Source organism: Nonomuraea turcica (assembly GCF_030718205.1).
Classification (GTDB): Bacteria; Actinomycetota; Actinomycetes; order Streptosporangiales; family Streptosporangiaceae; genus Nonomuraea.
The window spans coordinates 1-16,184 of sequence record NZ_JAUZQF010000030.1; the positions used below are offsets into that span (position 1 = coordinate 1).

Consider the following 16,184-nt stretch of genomic DNA (forward strand, 5'->3'; position numbering starts at 1 on the left):
TGGTGGTGCGCCGGACCTCCTCGACGCAGGACCGCCAGCGAGCCTTCGCCGAACTGCGCGCCTACATGGACGATCTGATCACCCGTAAGGAGTCCGAACCGGGCGACGATCTGTTCAGCCGGCAGATCGCTCGGCAGCGCGAGGAGGGCACGCTCGATCACGCGGACCTGGTGAGCATGGCCTTCCTGCTACTGTCTGCCGGGCACGAGACCACGGCGAACATGATCTCGCTCGGCGTGATCGGGCTGCTTTCCCACCCGGAGCAACTGGCCCTGATCAAGGCCGACCCGGGCAAGACGCTCATGGCCGTGGAGGAATTGCTGCGCTACTTCAGCATCGCTGACGTGGTCACCTCCCGGGTGGCTATTGAGGATGTGCAGATCGGCGGGGTGAGTATCAAGGCCGGCGAGGGCGTCATCGTCTCGGGCCTGTCGGCTAACTTCGATCCCTCGGTGTTCACCAACCCGGCCGACCTGGACGTCGAGCGCGGGGCCCGCCACCACCTCGCCTTCGGATTCGGCCCGCACCAGTGCCTTGGCCAGAACCTGGCCAGGATGGAACTGCAGATCGTCTTCGACACGCTGTTCCGCCGCATCCCCACCCTGCGCCTGGCGGCACCGGTCGAGGACCTGCCGTTCAAGACCGACGCCGTCATCTACGGCGCCTACGAACTCCCCGTCACCTGGCAAGAAGGGGCATGATGCGGATCACAGCGGACATCGGGGTGTGCGTCGGCTCCGGTCAATGTGTCCTGACCGAGCCGGCCGTGTTCGACCAAGACGACGACGGCATCGTGGTCCTGCTGAGTGACCACCCCGACGACGAAACCGCGGCACGGGCGCGCGACGCCGTCCCCCTGTGCCCGTCCCGAGCCCTATCCATCCTGGAGGAGTAAGCACAACCCGGAGTGATCAGGGGTCAGGACGGAGGTATACGCTCTGGTACGGGGCTGATGATCATGTCGCCCCGGCCGTCGGAGATGCGGCCGGCCCGCTTGGGCACCAGCACCGGCTCGAAGGTGCTGTTAGGCGTCATTCGTTCTGGCCACTGGGCAGTGTCGCCGCGTCGCTCCAGCTGGGCATCTGAATCGATCTTGGTGTTCTTGTTGCTGTCCTTGGTGCGCGACGACAGCGTGAGCATGTCCAGGGAAGACAACGGCTCTGCCCGATCTCCCTGTCGTGGCGCGACGTGATCGGGAAGGGCCGTGGTGCGGTGCTTGGAGGCACCGATGCTCACGGTAGGCAAGGACGAGGCCGGCGTCGAGCGCCGGTTACGCGAAGGCGGGCTGCATTGCCCGGACTGTGCCGGGCATCTGTGCCCGTGGGGCTGGGCGCAGCCGCGGACGGTGTGGGGTATCGGCTGGCGGCGGCGGATCCGGCCGCGCCGGTCGCGGTGCCGAACGTGCGGGCGGACGCATGTGTTGTCGCTGGTCAATGTGTTGTGGCACCGCCGTGACGATGTCTCGGTGATCGGGGAGGCGCTGACGTTATCTGGGGTGCCGAGAGGGCGTCAGCTGCCTGCGTTGCAGTATGCATTGGCCTGATCTCGTCCAACGGCCACGCATCGCAGAAATCCGCGACAACCTCATCGCCCGCATCGCCGAGGCTGAACGCGAAGGCTGGCTCGGCGAAATCGAAGGACTCCGAGTCAGCCTCGCCGGCGCGAACGACAAGCTGGCCAAATAGATCGACGAACAGGCGGCCACACCACGGTCGACCTCGGCTTCCCTACCACCCCTGGGAAGCAATGAGCCGGGTTCCGATGGGGTCTACTCAGGACACCGATCGCATGTCACGCATACGGCCGCCCCGTGAGCCGCCTCTTACTCCCACCGGTTCGGTCCTCAGGACCTCGGGCGCCGACGCCTGTTGACGGGACACCCAGATCCTCACACGCTCGCGGAGGATCAGCGAATCAGTATCCAGACCAAGATCGAAACGGAGTTCAGAGAAGCCCAGGTCGCACGCTCCTGGCTCTACACCCAGCCGGACATCCGCGCCGAGATCGAACGCCTCCGAACCCTGACCCCGGGCCGCTACCGTCCGCCGCTCCGGCTACCCAACGCGGCAGCGACGGCTCGATCGCTCGCCGTCTGGAGACCGCTCTGATCCGGAACCGCGAACTCACCGCCGACAACCAGCGGTTCCGCCGGCACCTCGCCCACGCCCTCGGCCAACTCCGCGCCACCGGCCTCCCGGTCGCGGATGAACCCGAGGCAGCCCGAGGACACTCTTCGATCACAATCGGCCCCTGCTTACACAGCGTCAGAACGACCTGCATCGCCTCGTCGAAGACATCGTCCTCAACAAGAGGATGCAGGTCACAGCCTCCGCCCAAGCGATCAGCTCAAGATAAGCTGGCGCAGGGCGAAGTCGTCGACCCCCACGACCCGCAGCGAGCCCACCTTCGGCTCCGGGGCGGCGCGCACCAGGCGCAGCAAGATGTCCTTGGCCACCTCAAGCCCGAGCCTGGCCGCCAGTCGCGCACCAGGACGGGCGGCCATCGTCACGGCGACCAAGGCCAACATCTTGCGGAGCAGGGGCGTGTATCGGGCATGCGGGCTAGTCAGGCCGGCCACTTGCTCGGCGAACCGTCACCGGCAGCACAGTTGTGACCCCACCGAGCGCGGCGTCCCTCAATCGCCGGACATACCGGCCATGCACCCGACTCGAGGCCTGCCCGCAGCCTGAGCAGGCGCTTGTGGCTGCTCGAACGCGAGCGTGCAAGGCTACCAATACGGCCGCTCGCCCCACTGCCTCAACCACGACCCCGGCCAGATGCGGGAGTAACTCCTCAAGAGATCCAGAACTGCAGGCCGAACATGATCAAGGAAGAGATCATCCTGCGTCACAAGATCAGCGACAGAGCCCTCTGCGCGTACTTGCCTTTGCACGTTCACCTGTACGCCGACAATGCGCCGAATCCCGTCGAGTTGCTGTTTGGTGCGGGCGGTCCTGGCTTCCGGCCCGGGGGTCAGCAGCAGCCCCAGTGCCGCCCGCCCTGTCATTGGGGTGCCCGCGAGGTGTCGATGCAGGACGAGATCACGGCCGAAAGGCCCGCGCGGCCGTGTCGAGGGCGTCGGTGACAGCCCGTTGGATGCCCTGGCCGTCCATGTCTGCCTCCACGGCCGCGATGGCCGCGCCAACCACGGCGCCGCTGACCAGTCCCACCATGGTCGCTGCGCCGACCGGGTCGAGGATGTCCGGATAGGCAGTCTGCAACTCGGCGGCCACCTGGCGTTGCGCATCCGTGATCACTAGCAAGGCGCGTGCCCGCAGCGCCGGTACGGACAGCAGCAGGCTCACCCGAAGCCGCCCCGATTCGCTGGCGATGTTCAGCAATTCCCGCTCCGAGGCCGCCACGCGGTTGATCGCGCGCACCAGGACATCGAGCGGAGGCTCACCGGCCGTCCGGTCCCCGATGGCCAGCAGGGCCAAGTCGATGCGATGACGATGCTCGGCGAAGACCACGTCGTCCTTCGAGCTGAAGTGTAGGAAGAAGGTGCTCGGGGACAACTCGGCCGCCTCGGCGATCTGGCTGATCGTGGTCTGCTCGTAGCCCTGCTCCTTGAACAGGCGCAGGGCGGCGTCGATCAGCTGTCGCCTGGTCCGTTCTTTCTTACGGTGCCGCAGTCCGGTCGCTTCCGTCATTCCCCTGACCTTACAGTAGTCGCTACATTAATAGAGTCTCTATATCGATAGAGCGAGACTATGACGTAGACGATGTACTCGTCTCGCGAAGGAGGACCCAGATGGACTCGTTGAGCGGCCAGACCGTTTTCATCACCGGCGGCGCCCAGGGCATCGGCCTCGGCATGGCGCGCGCCTTCGCCCGCGAGGGCGCGAACGTGGCGATCGCCGACGTCGATCGCGACGCCCTGGACCAGGCGGGCGCGCAACTATCGGCGCTGTCCAGCGCAGACGCAATAGGCGTGTTCGAGCTGGACGTGTGCGACCGCACTGGCTTCGAAAGCACTGCAGAGGAGGTCGAACGCCGCCTGGGGCCCGTATCCGTGGTGTGCAACAACGCGGGCATCCGGCTGCCCGACAGCCTGCCCAAGCTCGGATACCGGCTGTGGGACCTGGTCTTGGGCGTCAACCTCGGCGGCGTCGTCAACGGCGTGCAGACGTTCCTGCCACGCATGATCGAACGCGGTGCGGCCGGACACATCGTCAACGTCTCCTCGGCCGCCGGGCTCGCCACCCACCCCAACTCCACCCAAGCAGGCTCGTCCGGTATCACCTACCGGACGTCCAAAAGCGCGGTGATCGCCCTGTCCGAGGCGCTCCACTTCGACCTGCGGGCTGCGGGCCACCCAATCGGCGTCACGGTCCTGTGCCCCGACCTGGTCAGCACAAAGATCAGCACGAACAGCGCGGTCCGAGGCAACCTGCCCCCGGAAGAACGCCAGCTCGCCGGACAAGGCGATGCCACACTCGCCCGGCACGGCCTCCACGCTGACACTGTGGGCACGATCGTGATCGCGGCCATCCAGGCAAATCAGCTCTACGCACACACCGACCGCACCATGATCGACGCGGTGACCGCCAGGAACGCCGACATCCTCGACGCCATGCCCTCCTAGCCCGGTTCTTCGCGCCCCTCCACGAGCAAGTGATCTGTAGGGAGACCCTTGCTAACTGGAGCTTCGTCTCATTCCGGGCACAACACGCCTGTAGCGCATCAAATCGCGCACACGGTTTGAGCTGGGGTTTCTCCGAGCGCGGGCCGGTTTTCAGCTACGCTGTGCTGCCTTGCCCGTGTTCGCCGCATGGAGGCTGAGGGCCATCGTGACGAGACCGACGATCGCCGATGTCAACGTCACGTCCCAGTTGTCGTCATATGTCCCGTACGCCCACGGGGCGGTGAGCATCAACGTGCCCCACACGGTATTCACCCATTCCGCCCACACCATGGCCGGTCTCGCGAGAGCTACGACGGCAGTGCCGACGATGAGGATTCCAAAAGTGAGCAGTGTGCCGGTGGCTCCTCGCTCGCCGTCGAACCAGAGTGGGGAGAGAATCCCGTAGAGGCCGGCGGCCAGGATCGCCCAGTCCTGCCAGCGTGACCATGCTTTCATATCAACCCCCGCGCAGACCGGAAACCACCGGTCAGCTGATTCCAGAAACCGATGGCCCGTCCGGCTGTCCCGCTCCGGGACGGAGCCATCATTCCCACGTTTTCGTGTTCGGGTTGTGGCAGCGCGGCCGGGGCGCGGGTCATGCCCTTGCGGCCGCGACGATCGTGGCCGTTGCGCCGCCGGCCCGGCGTCACCGGAGGACGCCTTGCCGGTGTATCGCGTGGCAGTACAGCCAGAGGCCGACGGTCAGCACCCACACGCCGATGTCGACGAGGGAGAACCGGGGCCCGAGGATGGCCCATCGGTCCATGAATCCGAACGTGATGGCGAGCAGACACAGCTGGGACGCCGCGGCGATCAACGCGACCAGGGTCGCCCGGCGGGAGTGGAACAGCAGCAGCAGGGCCGCTGCGAGGCCGGCGGCGATGTTGATGGTCCAGAAGATGGCCGGGATCGCCGGATAGTCGGTGAAGTACGCGATCTGGGCAGGTCCGTAGCCTTGTTCGGCGAAGTACCCCTGGTTCAGCGTCCTGGTCAAGATGTAGTCACGCGCACCGACGAGGTACAGGGCGAGTAAGACGAGCCCTACCACCCACAGATGCCACGGTCTTGCTGCCCGACGTTGCTGGGTCTGCTCAGCCTGATCCACTGGCCTCTCCCCGATTGTCGAACGTCGCGGCGGGCGACTCGCCGAGGACGGTCTCGACCAGCCCGACCGCCATCTCCTTGGGCAGGACGGCGATGCCTTTGCCGACGTCGGCGAGCAGCAGCAGAGTGTCGCCCGGGCTGATCCCGAACATGTCACGGATGTCCTTCGGGATGACGATCTGACCCTTCTCGCCGACCCTTGCGGTGCCCGCCAGCTTGCCCGGCGGCGGAGGTGATACAGCCATGAGCAGGCCCCCTTGGTCGTCTCACTCGCCAGACTCCCCCAAGGAGTGAGTATGAAATGTATAAGAAATCATAACTTCCTGCCCATGGAAACCGCCCTCCTTGCGCCGGTCGGCCTCGGCCAGGACGAGAGTCGGCGCAGGTCAATGGCTACCCGGCGCTGATCATCGAGCTCAACGGCGAGGTCGACACCGTCCTGGCGGTACGCATCGACGACGGTCTCATCTCCGGGCTCTATGCCGTCCGCAACCCCGAGAAGCTGTCACATATGGAACGGGAGACCACGGTGAGCCGCTGAGCCCGGCGACGTAGCCGTCGCGATCTCGTACGGAATCGATCTCCTTGAACCTGTCGGTCAGCGGGACCGAGCCCCACATGAAGGGCGTGATGACGCGCATCGTGGAGCACTCAGTGGAGCACTCATCCGCCAGAGGGAGGTCTCCTCGGCGCCGCTGAGCCCGCGCGTCGTCTCACTGCCCGTCGATCTTCTCCGGCACGAGTCCGGCGCGAGATGCTCCTGGACCACCGGCCCGCTTCGGACGAGACGATCTTCGAGATCGTGGACGAGGTGTTCCTGAAGGTCCCCGGCCTCCCTCACCGCCATCGGCGGGTGCGCATCACGTCAGGTCCGTCTCCCGGCCGCGGGCTGCTTGCGGCCGGTCGTCCTTCTGCGCTGCCACGATGATGAGTGCTGCGGAGATGATCCCGACGAAGAACGGGGACGGCACAAGAAGGACGCCGCCTAACGCACACCACGCCGCGAGGCCCCAGCCGATTCCGGCGGGCAGGGCCACCCCGCGTCCAGCAAGGTTCCATGTCAGGCAGCCCAGCAGAATGACGGGCACGGCGAAGCTTCCCGGACCGGCCCAGAAGGTGACCTCGTTCTGAAGGGACTCCACGGTCTGAGCGGCGCCCCCGTCCGTGAGGACGACCGGGACGGCTGCCCACATCCCCCGATCCACCCAGCCGGTGATGTCCCCCCAGGCGACGAGCGCCAGGAAGGACAGGTGCCCTGTGCCCAGCACGAGCATGATCCCGCTTGCCCAGCGGAGCAGCCGCTTCCTGGAGTTCATCGCGACATCCCTTTTCCGCACCGGTCCGCCCGCAGTTTCTCCCCGATCACTCCGACGCGGTCTCCAGTGTCCGTCGCGTAGGTCATCCAACGCATGGAGCCGGCCGCGGCATGGATCAGCACGCGCTGACCGGGCCGCACGTCCGCGGTGTCGTGCAGGACCTGCCACGCGGTGAGCGCCGCCAGCGGCAGCGCCGCGGCGTGTACGTGGTCGAGGCCTGCCGGCTTACGGGTGAAGTGCCGTGACGGTGCGGTCACGTACTCCGCGTAGCCGCCTGCCTTGTGTGGGAAGCGCGGCATGCCGAAAACCTCGTCACCGGGCCGGAAGCGGGTGACCCCGGGGCCTACGGCTTCGACCATCCCGGACACGTCCCAGCCGAGGATGGCGGGCGGATCGCCCAGCAGCCTGCCGTGCGCCCGTGATTTCCAGTCCGTCGGGTTGACGCCGGCCGCGTGCACCCGGACCAGGACCTCCGTCAGCGTCTGTTCAGGACGGTCCACCTCGGCCGGCGTCAGCACCTCAGGGCCGCCCGCGGACTCCTGGATGATCGCGCGCATCCGTGCCGTCGCCGTCGTGTCTTCGCTCATGGGAGAACCCTCCGTAGACGCCGGGCGCGTCTCGTCGCGCCCGGCAGAATGACTGGCCTTGAACCTTCTTGGTCGGAAGCGATCTGCGGGGACGCCTGGTGACGGTTCCGACGCGTGGAGCCGGTCTTACGCGCCCCAGGTTGGGATTCCCTGGGTCACCCGGCCTCGGGCGTTAGCCAGCTGGCGGCTGCCTTCGCGCGTTTGCCCCAGGTGCTTTTCGAGCCCCTAGGAGTTCTGGGAGTAGGTGTTGGTGACGGCGGCGATCCGGTCGGCGCTGGTTGTCTGATCCTCGGCGTCATTTCCGAGGTCAATGCCACCGGACAGCCAGCCGCCATCGATGGTGAACACGCTGCCGGTGATGAATGACGCGCTCTCACTGGCCAGGAACGCGACCAGGTTGGCAACCTCCCCGGTGCGCCCCGGTCGGCCCAGAGGAAACCGGCTGGCGACACCGAGCTCCTCGCCCAGCCTCCGCATGAGATCGTTACTGGCGATGTATCCAGGGCAGATGGCGTTGACCCGGATACCGACCGACCCCAGCTCCAGGGCAGCCGACTTGACCAGACCGAGCACACCGTGCTTCGACGCCGCGTACGCCGGTGACATCCGCACACCGGTGAGCCCGGCCGCCGACGAGGTGACCACAACCGAGCCACCACCCACGTCACGCATCGCTCGACCCGCTGCCTGCAGACCGAGCAGCACACCACGCAGGTTCACCGCCATCGTGCGGTCCCACTCCTCCAGCGGGTAGTCCAGAACACCAGCCCAATGCCCTATTGCAGCGTTGAGATGTGCGATATGCACGGCGCCATAACGGGCAACCGTCTCGCGGACCATCGCCTCGTTGTCCTCCCGCGATGCCACGTCGACCCGCACCCCGAACGCCTCGCCGCCGGCCGCCACGATCGTCTCGGCCGTCCGCTCAACTTTCTCGAAGGTACGTCCGGCGCAGCACACCCGCGCTCCCAGGGACGCCAGCGTTGCCGCGGTCGCCGCGCCAATACCGGACCCCGCCCCGGTCACCACCGCAACCCGCCCGGCCAGCGAAACCCTTCCTTGCTCCATCACGGTCACCTCCTGCTTCCTTTCCTGATCCAGATTCATGACATGTCTGACTGCAGGAGTGTCGTTTCCCGCTAGGGAACCGGGGAGCGGCCGGCGCTCCCGGCTCGGCCGTCAGCCCGTCGTCCAAGGCCGGAGCTTCTCGGGATTCAGGACCGACCAGATGTGCCTGATCCGTTCGCCCACGACATCGAACGACAGCACCACCACGGTGACACCGTCTTGCTGAACCACCAGGCCGGGCTGGCCGTTGACCGTACGCTCCAGGATCGTCAGGCCCGGTGCCAGACCGGCGACGGTGACGAAGGCGCGGGCGATGCGCTGACCGCCTTCCATCGGGCGGAGCATGGCGCTGACCAAGCCGCCACCGTCGGCGGTCCCCGTGGCGTCGGGGGCGAGGAGACCGATGAGAGCGTCGATGTCCTTGGCTTCCCAGGCCTGCTTGAAGTCCCTGACGATCCTGGCCTGCTGGGCCGTCGGAACCGCGGGCACCTCAGCCGCGTGAACGCGGCGGCGGGCCAACCAGGCCAGCTGGCGGCATGCCGCCGGACTACGGCCGACGACCACGGCCACTTCAGCGAAGGAGTAGCAGAAGACGTCGTGCAGGATGAACGCGACGCGCTCGGCCGGAGTCATCGATTCGAGCACGACGAGGAAGGCCATGTTGATCGACTCGTCAAGGGTGACCCGGTCGGCCGGGTCGACCCTGCCGCCGCCCGGCCGCCCGTCGGTCCACTCCGTACGATCGGGCAGCGGCTCCGGGATCCATTCGCCTACGTACCTCTCGCGCTGGGCGCGTGCCGAGCCGAGCAGGTCGAGGCAGATGCGACTGGCGACCGTGGTGAACCAGGCGCCGGGCGAATCGATGGCCTCCCTCTGCCGCCGGGACATCGCGTACCAGCGGGCGTAGGTCTCCTGGACGACATCCTCGGCATCGGCCAGGGAGCCGAGGAGCCGGTAGGCGAGGTTGATCAGCTGACGCCGCTCGCTCATGATCGTACTCAGGCTCGGATCGAGCCGACCATGTCCTCGCTCGGACGGGATGGTCATGATGTCGCCGACTCCCTTGGCCGCAACATGATCAATGTCGCTATCCGTGCTGGCCGATCTGGCCGATCTGGCCTACCTGGTAGTCGCCGGCGGGCTGCTGGGTGATGACGTTCAGCCGGTTGACGGTGTTCACGATGGCGATGAGGCCCACCAGGGCGGCGAGCTCGTCCTCGTCGTAGTGCTTGGCGGCGTTCGCCCAGACCTCATCGGAGACACCACCCGCGGCGTCGGCGATGCGGGTGCCCTGTTCGGCCAGTTCCAGCGCGGCCCGCTCGGCGTCAGTGAAGACCTGCGCCTCCCGCCACACCGCAACCAGAGTGAGCCGCACCGAAGTTTCCCCCGCGTACGCGGCTGCCTTGGTATGCATGTCGACACAGACGCTGCAGCCGTTGATCTGGCTGACGCGGAGCGCCACCAGTTCCTGCGTCGTGGCAGGCAAGGCCGGATCATGCGCGACCTTGCCCGCGGACAAGACATGCTTCAGCAGCTTCGCCGCGATCGGGCTGCCAAGGAAGTTGAGACGGGCGTTCACACTGTCCTCCTTGTCGTGTTGGCTGTTACACCCCACCGACGAAACGGTCCGGCGAAATGTCACAGCCAACCGAATGTGATATGCGTCTCCCTCTCGCGACGCTACGGGCATGGCCGCTGATGTCCGCAGGGCCGCCGAACTCCGCCAAGCCGGCGCCGCGCTCGGCGCCTCAGGACAACCTGGCCATGCGGCGGGCGCTGGGGTTTAAGCTCATGACCCAGGGCCGCCACCTGATGAGCTTCCGCGGTCGTTGAAGCCGGACTCCGGGACGTCCTCTTCCGTGATCTACAGGAACCCCTGCTCCGCCGCCATCGATGTCGGCGATCACGTAACTCCGTGATCGTCGACACAGAACGAGCGGCCCCGGGTGAGTTCCCTGTCCCCCGGGGAGACCGGGCCGAAATCGATCACCGGCCCCCGAGTTGAGATCGGCCTCGCCCGCTCACCGTGTCACGCCTTCTTGGTCCACTGCTTGTAGTGAACCCCGACGGGCTTCATCGCCATGCCGAAGCCGAGGAACTTCTCCTCACTCCCGAAGTTGCCGTTCGACCACATCTCGAAGGTGTACACCTTGTAGCAGGGGTAGGCCTCCACGTACCCCATCCTTCCCTTCGGCACCTCATAGCGCGTCTGTATCTCTACCGAGTAGCTCTTGGAGACCTTGAAACCCACTTCACCGGAGATCAGGTCGTAGTCGGCCGCTATGGTCGTTGACACCTCCGCCGACACCGCCTTGCTTTTGGATATCACCAGGGTCGTCGGGCCTCTGCCTTCAGTGCTTGCGATCATTTTGTCCTTGGTGAGCCTGCACTTTTTCCCGATGAACTTCTTCTTCCTCACGCGCAAAAGGCGAAGCACACGGGCTTCGCAGCGGCCGACTGAAAAGCGCTGCCGACGCTGTCCGCCGCGGCTGCGGCCACCCTCGTTGTCGGAGCGGCGCTCCCTAACCCTCCCGCCGGCGCCGCCACGGCGGTACCGGTGTTGAGCATTCCGAGCGTTACGATGCCGGCCTTTGCCTTATCGTGCACGGTTTCTCCCTGCTTGATTGCAGCGTTCGATCGCGTGACAGACCCCAGTCGCCGGACGGGCGTCATCGTCCCCGAGCAACAGATGGACCGTCGCCAAGACCGTAAAAGACGTCGCACCTTCGGGCCACTGTGCATGGTGCTCAACTCCGGGTGCTGGTTGTGCACGGTGCTCAGGTGATCCAGGCGGTGGTGATGCGGAGGGCGTGGACGACGTCGTGGATGCCGGCGCCGCTAGTCAGCAGGTCGTCTCTCCAGCGGGCTCTGGCCATGGTAAAGGGCCACACGACCAGGGGTGGTACGGGCGGCGGCCAGGGCGTGTGCGGCCTGGGTGTAGGCCGCACACCGTCGCGCTGAGCGGGTGCGGGCCGCTGATGCTCAGTGCGTAGCCCGGGTTGTCGCGTACCAGGCGGCGCAGGGCCTCGCCCTGCCCTCGGGCCTGGCCGCCGGAGCCGTCCGCGTCCTCGTTGTCGGCGATGAGACAGATCAGGTGTTCCTTGATGACGGCTACGCCTTCATGGGCCGGCCCGGACACGTACTGGCCGACACTATCCGCGACGCGCTGCGCAACAGAATGCTGAACCTGCTGCCTGGCAAGCGCACGGCCCTCTGCACGCTGCCCCGGGAGGTCGCGGCGTTCCTCACGCACCTCTTCGAGCTCGCACTGGGGCGTCACCTCCGGCCGCGAATCGGGGGGCTGCTTCCCGCTTCGCCCAGGCCGCCGAGGCGCATCGGGCACTCGAACGACGGGACGTCCACGGAAAGATCATCCTAACCACGTTACTGACCCCGGTTGCCACGCCACTGAACACGTGTTTATTGTAGTAAACATGTGTTCAGCTCTTTCATCGGATCTGACTGCTCAGGCCAAGATCCGTAATGCCGCCATCGCGCACTTCGCCCGCGACGGCTTCCAGAAGACAAACCTGCGTGCCATCGCGGCCACCGCAGGAGTGAGCGCCGCCCTGATCATTCGCCACTTCGGCAGCAAGGACCATCTGCGCAGCGTCTGCGACGACCATGTCCTGCAGATACTGGTGCGGCGGGCCCGGACCTCCGCCCGCCCGGCCGGCGTGCAGGATCTGTCCCGCGAATATCTGGCGAACCCGGAGGAATACGGCCTCCACGTGCAGTACATGGTGCGCGCGATCGAGGAGGACTCCTCGGCGGCCACCACGTTCGTCAACACGCTGGTGGAGGAGACCGAGGAGCTCTTCCAAGCCGGAATCGCCGATGGCTCGATGCGCCCCTCCTCGGACGTGCGGGCGCTGGCCGTGCTCACCGTGCTGATCAGCCTCGCCACGCTGACCATGGCGCCAGCCCTGACGCGGGCGCTCGGTTACGAACGCATGGGCCTCGACGTGCTGCAGCGCGTCGGGCTGCCCATGATCGAGATCTACACCCACGGCATGTACGTGGACGACACGATGCTCAAGGCCGCCCGGACCGCCTGGGAGGCCCAGCAGGGAGATCATTTCCAGCGCAAGGACACCCATCATGGCTGAGACCGATGCCATCACTATGGCCGGACTGGTCAAGTCGTTCGGCCCGACCCGGGCACTGAACGGCCTCGACCTCGTCGTACGGGTCGGCGAGGTGCACGGATTCCTCGGGCCCAACGGCGCGGGGAAGAGCACCACCATCAGGATCCTGCTGGGCCTGATGCGCCCCGATGCGGGCACCGCCCGGCTGCTCGGCGGCGACCCCTGGACACAGGCCGGCGAACTGCACCGCCGCCTGGCGTACGTGCCCGGCGACGTCACCCTGTGGCCCAACCTGTCCGGCGGCGAGGCCATCGACCTGCTCGGCCGGCTGCGCGGCGGCCTCGACCGGCGGCGCCGGGACGAACTGATCGAACGCTTCGACCTCGACCCGCGCAAGAAGGGCCGCACCTACTCCAAAGGCAACCGGCAGAAGGTGGCCCTGGTCGCCGCGCTGTGCTCCGATGCCGAACTCCTCGTCTTCGACGAACCCACCTCCGGCCTGGACCCGCTGATGGAGGAGGTCTTCCGGCAGACGATCCAGGAAGTGCAGCGCGCGGGTGACCGTACGGTGCTGCTGTCCAGCCACATCCTCTCCGAGGTCGAGGCGCTCTGCGACCACGTCACGATCATCCGCGACGGCCGTACCGTGGAGTCCGGCACCATGGCCGAGCTGCGCCACCTCACCCGCACCGCCATCGAGGCCGAGCTGGCCGGCTCACCGGACGGGCTGGCCGGCCTGCCGGGGGTGCACGGTCTGCGTGCCGACGGCGGCCGGGTGCGCTTCAGCGTCGACGCCGCCGCGCTGGACGCGGCGTTGCGTCAGCTCACCGCAGCGGGCGTGCGCAGCCTGGTCAGCCGGCCGCCGACGCTGGAGGAGCTGTTCCTGCGGCATTACGACCGCGCGGGCGCGAGCGCCGCTGGCAGGCACGCGGAGGCGGCACGATGAACCCCTTGACCGGCACCGGAAAGCTCGTCCGCCTGGTGTTGCGGCGTGACCGGTGGCTGCTGCCCCTGTGGGTGGTCTTCATCTGCCTGGTCCCCGTGGTGTTCGTCGGCGCGTTCACCGGGGCGTACCCTACGGCCGAGGCTCGTCAGGCCTACTACGAGACCAGCGTCCACACCAGGGCCTTCACCGTCGCCTACGGCGTGCTGAACGGCTCCAGCCTCGGCGAGCTTGTGGCCTGGCGGTCGGGGTTCGTCACGTTCATGGTCGGGCTGCTCGCCCTGCTCACGGTCGTCCGGCACACGCGTACGGAAGAGGAGGCCGGGCGGCGCGAGTTGGTCGGGGCGACCGCGGTGGCGCGGCACGCGAACCTGGCCGCCGCCCTGATCGTCACCTGTGTGGCCAGCCTCGTCCTGGGCGTGGCGTCGGCGTTGGCGTTGATCGGCCAGGACCTGCCGGTGGCGGGTTCCCTGGCGCTCGGGCTCGGGTTCGCGACGGCCGGCTGCGTGTTCGCCGCGATCGGCGCCGTGACCGCGCAGCTCACGACGGGCGCGGGCGGCGCACGCGCCATCGGGATCACCGTGCTCGGCGCCGCGCTCATCCTGCGCGGCATCGGGGACATCGCGGGACAGAGCAGTGACGGGCCGGCCTGGGTGTCGTGGCTGACGCCGCTCGGCTGGGCGGAGGCGCTGCGGCCCTACAGCGGCGAACGTTGGTGGGTCCTCGCGCCCGCAGCCATCGTCGTCATCGCGCTCAGTGCGCTGGCCGTAGTGCTGTCGGCGCGGCGCGACCTCGGCAGCGGCATGTTCCAGGCCCGGCTGGGGCCGGCCGCCGCGGGACCGCGCCTGCGCAGCCCGCTGGCGCTGGCCTGGCGGCTGCACCGCGGCCCGCTGATCAGCAGGGTCGCGGGGCTCACGCTGGTCGGGTTGGTGATCGGCGCGATGTCGGCGAGCCTCGGCGCGCTGATGGACAACAGCGGTGCCGCGGCGAGAGAGGTGCTCGCCCGGCTCGGCGGTCCGGGCACGCTCGTGGACCAGTTCCTCGTGCCCATGATGACCATGCTCGGCCTGGTCAGCGCCTGCTTCGCGATCCAGTCCGCGCTGTTGCTCAGGAAGGAAGAGCGCGACGGCCGGGCTGAGCCCCTGCTGGCCACGCCGGTCAAGCGGCTGCGCTGGGTGGGCAGCCACTTCGCCTTCGCGCTGCTCGGTCCTGCGCTCGGGGTGGTGGCCTTCGGGGCGGCCGCCGGCCTGGCGCACGGACTCAACACCGGCGACGTCGCCCGTGAGCTGCCCCGGCTCCTGACCGCCGCACTCGTGCAGCTCCCGGTGGTGTGGGTGTTCACCGGGATCGCGTTCGCGCTGTTCGGGCTGCTGCCCCGGCTGGTCGCCGGCACGTTCGCCGTGGCCATGGTGACCATGCTGTTCGGCTGGGTCGGCGGGGAGCTGCAGCTCGACCAATGGGTCATCGACCTGTCGGTCTTCGAGCACGTACCGAAACTTCCCGGCGGGGACATGGCGGCCGCGCCTCTGATCATCATGACCGTCGCCGCGGCAGCCTTCGTCGCGGTCGGCCTGGCCGGATTCACCCGACGCGACATGCCCACCACCTGAGCCTGGAGGACATCATGGGAGTGACCCTTCCTACCCTGACCCCGCTGCAGGAAACCCTGTGGGTGACGCTGTGCGGCCGAGCACTCGACAGCCGCCTGCCAAGCCCCATGCTCGGAGACCGCATGGCCTACGAGATCATCCAAAAGACCGGCTACGACCACCGCAAACTCCGCTGGAGCGCGGCCTCGGCCATCGACGTCGCCCAGCGCGCCAAGAAACTGGACGAGATCGCGCAGCAGTTCATCGCCCGCCATCCCAACGCGATCGGCATCGACCTTGGGGCCGGCCTCGACACCCGGGCCCTCCGCATCGACCCGCCGCCCACGGCTGACTGGTATGACGTCGACTTCCCCGAAGTCGTGGACGCCCGGCACCGGGTCATCCCCGATCGGCCGCACACGCACACGATCGGCGCGGACCTGACCGAGCCCGGCTGGCTGGAGGCGCTCCCCGCCGACCGCCCCGCCGTGATCGTCGCCGACGGCGTGCTGCCCTTCCTCTCCCAGGAAGAGATAATCACTCTGCTGGACCGTCTCACCAGCCACTTTCCCAGCGGGGAGATAGCGTTCAACGTCTACACCCGATTCACCGTCTGGGCCGCGAAACACTACTCTGGCAGCCGGTTCCTAGTTCCCCTCTTCAAGTCCCCCGGCTTCGACCGCCTCGACCCCGTACGGTGGAACCCGCGACTGACCCTGATCCGGCACATCCTGCTCACCCGGGAGCCCGAGGTCGACCAGTTCCCGACGGCCCTGCGCCTGTGGACCCGACTGTCGGCGCTCAGCACGACCTTCTCCAGGCTGGGCACCACGGTCGCGCACTACCGTTTCTGACGATTCCGGCC

At 67.4% G+C, this 16,184-nt stretch carries 22 protein-coding genes; 9 read left to right on the plus strand and 13 right to left on the minus strand.

Annotated elements, in window-relative coordinates; translation table 11 throughout:
- Both Q9G87_RS49790 and Q9G87_RS49795 read left to right on the plus strand, forming a co-directional pair.
- Positions 1-701: cytochrome P450 (locus Q9G87_RS49790; RefSeq protein ID WP_305923703.1), on the plus strand; the 701-nt coding region annotated here is incomplete at its 5' end.
- Positions 698-895: a ferredoxin gene (locus tag Q9G87_RS49795; RefSeq protein ID WP_371825951.1), complete on the plus strand. Its 198-nt coding sequence runs from the start codon at positions 698-700 to the stop codon at positions 893-895. The genes Q9G87_RS49790 and Q9G87_RS49795, both read left to right, overlap by 4 nt.
- 23 nt (positions 896-918) lie before the next feature.
- Here the strand turns inward: Q9G87_RS49795 and Q9G87_RS49800 are convergent, their stop codons facing one another.
- Complete coding sequence (locus Q9G87_RS49800; RefSeq protein ID WP_305923704.1) at positions 919-1,236, minus strand: hypothetical protein; 318 nt, start codon at positions 1,234-1,236, stop codon at positions 919-921.
- A gap of 293 nt (positions 1,237-1,529) precedes the next feature.
- Here Q9G87_RS49800 and Q9G87_RS49805 point away from each other — a divergent pair, with 293 nt between their 5' ends.
- A complete protein-coding gene (locus Q9G87_RS49805; RefSeq protein ID WP_305923705.1) occupies positions 1,530-1,685 on the plus strand; it encodes a hypothetical protein in 156 nt (51 codons plus the stop codon).
- A gap of 656 nt (positions 1,686-2,341) precedes the next feature.
- On the opposite strand, the gene Q9G87_RS49810 is transcribed toward Q9G87_RS49805, so the two are convergent.
- From Q9G87_RS49810 to Q9G87_RS49815, 3 genes are all read right to left on the minus strand, one after another.
- Positions 2,342-2,527 carry a hypothetical protein gene (locus tag Q9G87_RS49810; RefSeq protein ID WP_305923706.1) on the minus strand — a complete coding sequence of 62 codons (186 nt, stop codon included), beginning with the start codon at positions 2,525-2,527 and terminating at the stop codon, positions 2,342-2,344.
- 34 nt (positions 2,528-2,561) lie between these two features.
- Positions 2,562-2,765 carry a transposase family protein gene (locus tag Q9G87_RS61065; protein ID WP_371825952.1) on the minus strand — a complete coding sequence of 68 codons (204 nt, stop codon included), beginning with the start codon at positions 2,763-2,765 and terminating at the stop codon, positions 2,562-2,564.
- A 276-nt stretch (positions 2,766-3,041) separates the two neighbouring features.
- Positions 3,042-3,650: a TetR/AcrR family transcriptional regulator gene (locus Q9G87_RS49815; protein WP_305923707.1), complete on the minus strand. Its 609-nt coding sequence runs from the start codon at positions 3,648-3,650 to the stop codon at positions 3,042-3,044.
- A gap of 101 nt (positions 3,651-3,751) precedes the next feature.
- On the opposite strand from Q9G87_RS49815, the gene Q9G87_RS49820 reads away from it, so the two are divergent.
- Complete coding sequence (locus Q9G87_RS49820; RefSeq protein ID WP_305923708.1) at positions 3,752-4,585, plus strand: SDR family NAD(P)-dependent oxidoreductase; 834 nt, start codon at positions 3,752-3,754, stop codon at positions 4,583-4,585.
- A gap of 150 nt (positions 4,586-4,735) precedes the next feature.
- On the opposite strand, the gene Q9G87_RS49825 is transcribed toward Q9G87_RS49820, so the two are convergent.
- The 9 genes from Q9G87_RS49825 to Q9G87_RS49865 all read right to left on the minus strand — a co-directional run bounded on the left by Q9G87_RS49825 (position 4,736) and on the right by Q9G87_RS49865 (position 11,118).
- Positions 4,736-5,080 carry an SPW repeat domain-containing protein gene (locus Q9G87_RS49825; RefSeq protein WP_305923709.1) on the minus strand — a complete coding sequence of 115 codons (345 nt, stop codon included), beginning with the start codon at positions 5,078-5,080 and terminating at the stop codon, positions 4,736-4,738.
- Positions 5,081-5,270: 190 nt separating this feature from the next.
- Positions 5,271-5,672 (minus strand): hypothetical protein, encoded by a 402-nt coding sequence (locus Q9G87_RS49830; RefSeq protein WP_305923710.1) that lies wholly within the window; start codon positions 5,670-5,672, stop codon positions 5,271-5,273.
- Positions 5,673-5,715: 43 nt separating this feature from the next.
- Complete coding sequence (locus Q9G87_RS49835) at positions 5,716-5,973, minus strand: AbrB/MazE/SpoVT family DNA-binding domain-containing protein (RefSeq protein ID WP_305923711.1); 258 nt, start codon at positions 5,971-5,973, stop codon at positions 5,716-5,718.
- A gap of 615 nt (positions 5,974-6,588) precedes the next feature.
- Positions 6,589-7,044, minus strand: a complete 456-nt coding sequence (locus tag Q9G87_RS49840; RefSeq protein WP_305923712.1) for a DUF6463 family protein — start codon at positions 7,042-7,044, stop codon at positions 6,589-6,591.
- Positions 7,041-7,631 (minus strand): alcohol dehydrogenase catalytic domain-containing protein, encoded by a 591-nt coding sequence (locus tag Q9G87_RS49845; protein ID WP_371825953.1) that lies wholly within the window; start codon positions 7,629-7,631, stop codon positions 7,041-7,043. The genes Q9G87_RS49840 and Q9G87_RS49845 overlap by 4 nt, the downstream gene beginning before the upstream one ends.
- 225 nt (positions 7,632-7,856) lie before the next feature.
- A complete protein-coding gene (locus tag Q9G87_RS49850; protein ID WP_305923713.1) occupies positions 7,857-8,738 on the minus strand; it encodes an SDR family NAD(P)-dependent oxidoreductase in 882 nt (293 codons plus the stop codon).
- 72 nt (positions 8,739-8,810) lie between these two features.
- Positions 8,811-9,689 (minus strand): RNA polymerase sigma factor SigJ, encoded by an 879-nt coding sequence (gene sigJ, locus Q9G87_RS49855; protein WP_305923714.1) that lies wholly within the window; start codon positions 9,687-9,689, stop codon positions 8,811-8,813.
- A gap of 97 nt (positions 9,690-9,786) precedes the next feature.
- Positions 9,787-10,278: a carboxymuconolactone decarboxylase family protein gene (locus Q9G87_RS49860; RefSeq protein WP_305923715.1), complete on the minus strand. Its 492-nt coding sequence runs from the start codon at positions 10,276-10,278 to the stop codon at positions 9,787-9,789.
- A gap of 450 nt (positions 10,279-10,728) precedes the next feature.
- Complete coding sequence (locus tag Q9G87_RS49865; protein WP_305923716.1) at positions 10,729-11,118, minus strand: hypothetical protein; 390 nt, start codon at positions 11,116-11,118, stop codon at positions 10,729-10,731.
- A 546-nt stretch (positions 11,119-11,664) separates the two neighbouring features.
- On the opposite strand from Q9G87_RS49865, the gene Q9G87_RS49870 reads away from it, so the two are divergent.
- The 5 genes from Q9G87_RS49870 to Q9G87_RS49890 are packed head-to-tail and all read left to right on the plus strand — an operon-like array spanning position 11,665 to position 16,173.
- Entirely contained in the window at positions 11,665-12,078 is a 414-nt protein-coding gene (locus tag Q9G87_RS49870; RefSeq protein ID WP_305923717.1) for a hypothetical protein, read from the plus strand.
- A 55-nt stretch (positions 12,079-12,133) separates the two neighbouring features.
- Complete coding sequence (locus Q9G87_RS49875) at positions 12,134-12,808, plus strand: TetR family transcriptional regulator (RefSeq protein ID WP_305923718.1); 675 nt, start codon at positions 12,134-12,136, stop codon at positions 12,806-12,808.
- Positions 12,801-13,733, plus strand: coding sequence for an ABC transporter ATP-binding protein (locus tag Q9G87_RS49880; protein ID WP_305923719.1), 933 nt, complete (start codon positions 12,801-12,803; stop codon positions 13,731-13,733). The genes Q9G87_RS49875 and Q9G87_RS49880 overlap by 8 nt, the downstream gene beginning before the upstream one ends.
- Entirely contained in the window at positions 13,730-15,340 is a 1,611-nt protein-coding gene (locus Q9G87_RS49885) for an ABC transporter permease (RefSeq protein ID WP_305923720.1), read from the plus strand. Before Q9G87_RS49880 ends, Q9G87_RS49885 begins: the two co-directional genes overlap by 4 nt.
- Before the next feature lie 14 nt (positions 15,341-15,354).
- The gene (locus Q9G87_RS49890; protein WP_305923721.1) at positions 15,355-16,173 is read left to right on the plus strand and encodes a class I SAM-dependent methyltransferase; all 819 of its coding nucleotides are present in this window, start codon (positions 15,355-15,357) and stop codon (positions 16,171-16,173) included.
- The last annotated feature ends 11 nt before the right edge of the window (positions 16,174-16,184 follow it).